Below are 7,036 nucleotides of genomic sequence, written 5' to 3'. Positions count from 1 at the left end.
TGAAAACTAAAGAAGGTTTAGCAAGTCCATTGGAAGTTAAGCAAGCATTGTCCACGAAACACACTAATAATACCACCAATACACACAAATGAAAAAGAAAAAAAACATGATCTACTAGCTGAGTAATAACAAGAGCAAAGGAATTAATCATCTCGACTGGAGAAAGAGTCACAAAGTGAATCTTTCGGAATGGAGAGATCTCAGCACGGATTAACTTATATTTATTATGTTCTTTCTTTTGTGCCGACAAAAGAAAAGAACCAAAGAAAAACTCCCAACTTATCTTAAATTACTTTCTTTTTCATCGGAAAAAGAAAGTAACAAAGAAAAACTCCCGGCTCTACAATTAACGGTTAAAACCGCTGGCTATCATGTGGCACCCGTCGCTCTGCTCAGGGTGCAGAAAGATGCAAAGCAAGTCCATTGGGTGCAGAGCAAGAAGTAAAAAAGTGTTTTTTCATGCCCCGAATGGGGTATGACATAAGATAGCCAGATACTTCAGTGTCTGGTCATGGATCGAATCCCGCCCACCACCCAATGGCTCTACGACCCATTACCAGCGGTTAAAACCGCTGGCTATCATGTGGCACCCGTCGCTCTGCTCAGGGTGCAGAAAGATGCAAAGCAAGTCCGTTGGAGAGAGAAACATGGAGCAAAAAGAGAAAGATTATGAAAAAAGTGGTTGACAAATATAACATTAAATCTAATTTTTGATTTATAAAGTTTATCGCTTAAATGATTAATTAAACCAAAGCAATAATAGATAATATCTTGATAAATAATAGTCATAAAAAATAACTTGCGGAGGCATTTAGTCATGAAAGTACTCTGCTTGATGGTCTTGATATTTGCATTATACTGCCTTAAACCATGCTCAATCTCTGCCGATCTTTTTAGTGATATCAATGCCGGGTTGCTTGGTGTTAATCTGGCTGATGTTGCTTGGTGTGATATCAACAATAACGGCTTATTAGATGCTATAGTAACCGGTAATGCATCCCCTATAGAACGTTACAGTTCAATAATTTATGCAAATAATGGAGACGGTACTTTTAGTGTTTTAGATCAGGTATTACAAGGAGTAGATCTAAGTTCTGTTGCTTGGGGTGATTTTAACAATGATGGATTACCCGACTTACTACTATCGGGTTCAATACAAGTTGGTGATAATCATGTTACTATTCTCTATCGAAACGAAGGGGATGGAACATTCACCCCAATTGATAGCGGATTACCGGCAGTAGAGAGGGGTTCTATTGCTTGGGGTGATTTTAACAACAACGGACTGCAGGATATTCTGATCTGCGGCAGGCATGGAGCTATCGGGATCACGAGAGTCTATGAGAACTTAGGACCCGATGAGAATGGCGATTATCATTTTGCTGATATAGGAGCGAGTTTTCCGGGTGTTTATTCGGCATCAGCAGCTTGGGGTGATTTCAATAATAACGGTTATTTGGATATCCTGATATCTGGATATTATGACATTACAACACAGAGAATAGCCAAGCTATATCGGAATAATGGTGACGGGTCATTTAGTGAGGTTAATATTGACCTGCCGGGTGTTGACAATGCTTGCCTTGCCTGGGGGGATTATAATAATAACGGTTTCCTGGATATTCTTATCACTGGCAGAGACCCAAATAATGTCAGGATAACTAAACTCTTCCGTAATAAAGGGAATGATCTTTGGGGTGATCATCTTGGATTTGAAGAAGTAAATACTACTCTGACCGGGATTTATATGGGTTCTGTTGCTTGGGGTGATTTTGATAATGACGGTTATTTAGATATTCTGTTCACTGGTCAGAATCCTAACAATGTATATCAGGGAAAGATCTATAAGAATCTGGGAAATAACGAGTTTGGAGAGCATTTAGGGTTTATTGAAATTGATGCCGGTCTGCAGAGCATAATCCAAAGTTCTGTAGCTTGGGGTGACTTTAACAATGACGGTAAACTCGATATTCTTATGGCAGGAAGGGATTCCGGCACATCTACAACAGCAAAGATCTATCAAAACAATACTGTGGTAGCTAATATCCCACCAACTGCACCGGTGCTATCTCATACTAAAATTGGAACAACTGTTTATTTCTCGTTCAGTGGAAGTATAGACGACACAACACCTTCCGAAGCTTTGAGATACAATATGCTGGTTGGCACTACCCCGGGTAGTCATGATATCCTCTCACCTCTTGCTGATGAAACAGGTCAGAGACGAGTTCCCTCCTTAGCTGAACTTAAACGAAACTGGCATTTGAAGTTAGAAGCAGGTTATTACTTCGCAGCAGCACAATCAGTTGATAATGGTTTGCTCGGTTCACCTTTCTCAGCAGAGATAGCTTTTTCTTTAATTGAACCGGTGTATAATCCCCTGATTTTACAGGAGATATATCCAGAGTTAGAAATTTCGAATGTGTTGATCGATAACAGGATCACTATTAATTCCAGCTGGAGTGGTGAAGAGATGCCGATCTCTAATGCCGGATTAGTCTTAACACTTTCAGGGATAGATTTTAATGATGCCGATCTGAACATTAATCCCGATCTTGATTTTATCCCCCATGAGATCTATTACCGGATAAAACCGGCTGAAGCTTATGCAACTGTTCTAAACAACGGCTTATGGTATGCAGATAATATATTCTTTACTATCAACAGTTCTATGGAAACCGGAGATCTGGAGATCGTTTTTCCCGCTTATGAAGATGATCCGTTACCTATTGAACTCTCTTCCTTTACAGCTATTGCTACTGCTGATCATCAAATCCAGCTGGAATGGATCAGTGAATCGGAAACTAACTGTCTCGGCTATAACATATACCGTAATGACACCCTTGTATTCTCAGAAGCAATCAGGGTAAATCCCTTTATAATTTTGGGATCTAATACAACTCTAACTAACATCTATACTTACCTCGACACTGATGTTGAGCAGAATGTTTTGTATTACTATTGGTTAGAGGCAATAGATTTGGATCTGACAACCGAAATTCATGGACCCGTTTCCGTATTTATACCTCCTTCTGATGAGGTGCCAGAACCACCTAACTTGCTACTGGATAACAAATTAACAGGAATCTATCCCAATCCGTTCAATATCGGCACCGATATCTCATTCACTATAAATAAAGCAACGCTAATAACACTCGAGATCTATAATATGAAAGGTCAATTAGTCAGGGTTCTTGTGAAAGATGGTCTGTATGACGAAGGGAGACATATATATTGGTGGAACGGATTGGATCAGAGTGGAAGAGAGTGTGCTTCGGGGATCTATTTTTTCCTGTTCAGAACAAGTGAAGGGGATGTTGATGTCAGGAAGGGGATGATGGTTAAGTAAAGGCAAGGAAGCGAAGCAAGGAGGTAGTTAACCACGGAGACACAGAGTACACAGAGAAAAAGATAAAAGAAAAAGTAATATACTTTATGCCCCTGCGGTAGTAAAATATGAGGGGAAAAAAAGAAAAGTATTCATTCTTCCTATTTGAATTACATTTCTGTTTCTTCGAAGCTAATTCTACCGCTGGAACCTAATATGTTTTCTCTGTGTACTCTGTGTCTCCGTGGTTATTTATTTTTCTTCTGGCCAGATTCAACATGCTTACCACTCAAGGTAACAAAAAAAAGATTATTGACATCTTTCTTCACTTTGCGGAATTTAAATCAGCGAGCGGGTATGGCTCAGTTGGTAGAGCATCAGCTTCCCAAGCTGAATGTCGCGGGTTCAAGTCCCGTTGCCCGCTCCATTTTTTAAGTATAAAAATTAACGAAACATCTCGTAATTATAGATATAGCTCCTGATCCCGTTCAACATCGCTTCTGCGAGCTTCTGCTGATATGCCGGATCAACTAGTTTTTTTTCTTCCTGAAGATTGGATATGAAACCAAGTTCAACCAAAACAGAAGGCATGTGAGCACCTTTCAAGACATGGAATCCGGCTTGTTTAACGCCGCGGTCTTTTGCTCCGGTTGCTTTGACAAGATTTCCCTGTAATCTAAACGCTAAATAACTACTCTCTTTTATCTGCTCTGCTTTAAGCATATCGTCCAAAATATAATCCAAAGTACTGTAACGTCTTACAGCTTCCTCTCCACCTTCGTATAATTCAACGACTCGGTTTTCTAAGATTTCAACAGCTAAAGCTTCTTCTGTTTTTGCCGGTGAGAGGAAATAAACCTCAATCCCTGAAGCAGAACGATTCTTAGCTGCATTACAATGTATGGAAATAAAGAGATTGGCATTTTTTCTGTTAGCAAAATTTGTGCGCTCAAAGAGACTCATCCCTCGGTTATCTTCTCTGGTCAGATAGACCTCTACATCGAGATTGTCTTCGATCAGTTTTTTTAACTTCTTGGAAACAGTAAGGACAATATCGCTTTCTCTCACTGTTTCTGCCCGATTAACTGCCCCTGGGTCTTTACCGCCATGACCTGGATCTATCACTATGACCCGGAAAGATGTATCGACCGGAGATTCGGCATAGAGTGTTTGAGTAGTTTTATCAAACTGAAGCTTATCAGATAGAACAAGTGGTAGAACATTCTGTACCAAGACCAGCGGCACATAATATCTACCCTGATAAAAAACCATACTATAAATATAATTATAGAGATCTGCTCTGTGCAGTAAGAAAGAAGAATCGAGCATGAAGATCAAACGTTCTTCATATAGATCGAGATAAATTCTTCTATCAATTACATTTATGTAGATAAAGGCGTTGAGTGTCTTGTTCAACTCCTGTATATTCAAATAGGGAATGTTGTCGATGTAGCTGATATTGATATAATCGGGATCTATATCGTCTCTGTATTCAACTCTGATTCGCTCCAGTGCAGGTAATGATGAGAGTAACAACAGGGCTATCAATAAGATAAGTAATTGCTTCATGTTACGATATATTCTACCCTTTCTGTATAATGTTAGGCAAAACGATCAATTTTCTCTGACGCTAATGATCACTCTTACGTCAGAAATCTCCATTCCTAACTCTTTAGCTATAGCATCTTGATTCCAGCCATCTTCATAGAGTTTGAGAACAAGTTGGGTTCTGATACTATCAGCATCAGAAGAGATGCTTTTTGTAGTTTTCTTTTGCTTGAGAGTGCTGGTAGTTTTTGTTGTCTTACCGACAGGTGAAGATCTCTTCACTTCCGGTCTCTTCTTAACTGCTTGGTTGACTTTCTTAACAGGTGTTTTCACTTTCTTTACCGGTTTTGCTTTAGGAACGGTTTTCTCTTTTTTCACTATTGTGGATGCTGTGGATCTTGCTGCAGTTTTTACTTGTTTTGGTGACTTTTGTGGTTCTTCTGTTGGTAGAGAAATTTTATCTTCAGAAACTATTTTTTCAGCAAGACGCTCTTTGGCTGATTTCTTCAGTCTCGGTTTTTCAGGTTTTTTATCAACAGAGAGAATGCTACGTTCCAATCTTTTCTTCCAGACAGAATAGGTGATCAGATAAACTATTAGGGCAGTGGCAATCAGTAAAATTCCCACGAATATTAAGATACTTCTAAAATCTATTCCTCTTCCTACTGGTGGAGGACTGATGATTGTAACCAGTGAGGGGGATATATCTGTCTCAGTTAAGTTGATATAGATCTCTCGAATGTTATTGATCATCGTTTCAACGTTGGGGTCATCATAATCAATACGGGAGAGTATCGCTTCTGTCTCAGCCGGATTACCATAGATAGAACTTGCCAGTGCCAACATCAGTTGTTGACGATTTAAATTGCCAGCTCGCAAAAAGTAATCCCTTAATTCCATAAATACCTGTTCCATTTCCTGTGAATATTCCAGCTCTACAAGACCCATTTTGGTTAATTCCATCTGAGCTTGTAAGTACTCAGAATCATTATAACTTACCCGGCGAAAACTCTCGGCAGCAGCAGCCAATTCACCACGGTTGAGCAGTATCTTTCCCAAATAATAATTGGCATCTGTTATAGCTGGACTACTGAGTAAAACCTCCCGTAAAAACTCTTCTGCTTTTCCGAGTTGACCTACGGTATAATAAAACCTACCAAAGGCAAACTTCTCTCTGTCTGTTTCAGGAAATTCCTTATTATATATATCGAATACTAACCTGTCGGGAGCTGTTAATCTGAAGTTCTCCAAATAGAATTGTCTTCTGGTACTAATCACTATCTGTAAATGACCTTGAGGAGTTGTTGTTACTCTTATCGATTCCAAGACGGGACTAACAAGGGATTGAACGAGAGGTAGATTAGGACGGAGTTGAGTGTTTTCAGCAGTGATTATTATCTGACGATTTGCCGGTCGAGGTTCGATAGAATAGTTCGGTAGCCCATTGAAAACTATAACCGTTCGGTTTATCAAATCATAATCTCTCTGGTAGATATCGGTTACTGTAATAGCTGCCTGAGCGAATAGATTTGATAATGGAATGGAACATATTAATAGCAAAGCTAAGGCTAACACACACTTATGATATTTCATAAAACTCTCCTCGTCTTTATGGCGACAATATTAGTCGCACATTCTATTGGCCTCGTGGCTTTTTGATCATCTAATTTGTTATCCCGTGTTGTAGTAGAAGATTAAAGTCATTATTCTCATGTATCTGTCAAGAAAAAGTTTAAATTAATTGATTTTTGTTTTATATTTTTCTTTACTAAGTTATTACTCTGTAGAATTTTATGCCTATATCATGTAACGAGTAAATTGCGCTTGTTAAAACCGATGGTGGTAAGAGCAAGTCAATGGAAACCAAAGCAAGGAAAAAAATTAACCACGGAGGCACAGAGAACACGGAGAAAAAAAGAGAACACTGAGAAAAGATTTAGACGCTCCCGCGGAAGGAAAGCAAGCATTGGACCACGGATAGAAACAGATTAGAAAAGGATATACACGGATGCCCCAGCGGAAGCTTAGCAAGAGAAAAAAATTAACCACGGAGGCACAGAGAACACGGAGAAAAAAAGAGAACACTGAGAAAAGATTTAGACGCTCCCGCGGAAGGAAAGCAAGCATTGGACCACGGATAGAAACAGATTAGAAAAGGAT

At 39.3% G+C, this 7,036-nt stretch carries 3 protein-coding genes and 1 tRNA gene; 2 read left to right on the top strand and 2 right to left on the bottom strand.

Annotated features, from left to right (window positions below; translation table 11 throughout):
- The first annotated feature begins 817 nt into the window (after nucleotides 1-817).
- Together K0B81_09595 and K0B81_09590 are read left to right on the top strand one after the other, a co-directional pair.
- Complete coding sequence (locus tag K0B81_09595) at nucleotides 818-3,349, top strand: VCBS repeat-containing protein (protein ID MBW6516845.1); 2,532 nt, start codon at nucleotides 818-820, stop codon at nucleotides 3,347-3,349.
- Between the two features lie 330 nt (nucleotides 3,350-3,679).
- Nucleotides 3,680-3,755, top strand: a tRNA-Gly gene (locus tag K0B81_09590).
- A gap of 17 nt (nucleotides 3,756-3,772) precedes the next feature.
- Here the strand turns inward: K0B81_09590 and K0B81_09585 are convergent.
- Complete coding sequence (locus K0B81_09585; GenBank protein MBW6516844.1) at nucleotides 3,773-4,897, bottom strand: N-acetylmuramoyl-L-alanine amidase; 1,125 nt, start codon at nucleotides 4,895-4,897, stop codon at nucleotides 3,773-3,775.
- Nucleotides 4,898-4,942: 45 nt separating this feature from the next.
- Entirely contained in the window at nucleotides 4,943-6,469 is a 1,527-nt protein-coding gene (locus K0B81_09580) for a tetratricopeptide repeat protein (GenBank protein MBW6516843.1), read from the bottom strand.
- Between the last annotated feature and the right edge of the window lie 567 nt (nucleotides 6,470-7,036).

Source organism: Candidatus Cloacimonadota bacterium (assembly GCA_019429305.1).
Classification (GTDB): Bacteria; Cloacimonadota; Cloacimonadia; order Cloacimonadales; family JAJBBL01; genus JAHYIR01.
This window is presented reverse-complemented; position numbering and strand designations above follow the sequence as displayed.

Bases quoted from the DNA above. Each gene is read 5' to 3' on its own strand.
- K0B81_09595 (MBW6516845.1), top strand. From the start codon at position 818: ATGAAAGTACTCTGCTTGATGGTCTTGATATTTGCATTATACTGCCTT.
- K0B81_09585 (MBW6516844.1), bottom strand. From the start codon at position 4,897: ATGAAGCAATTACTTATCTTATTGATAGCCCTGTTGTTACTCTCATCA.
- K0B81_09580 (MBW6516843.1), bottom strand. From the start codon at position 6,469: ATGAAATATCATAAGTGTGTGTTAGCCTTAGCTTTGCTATTAATATGT.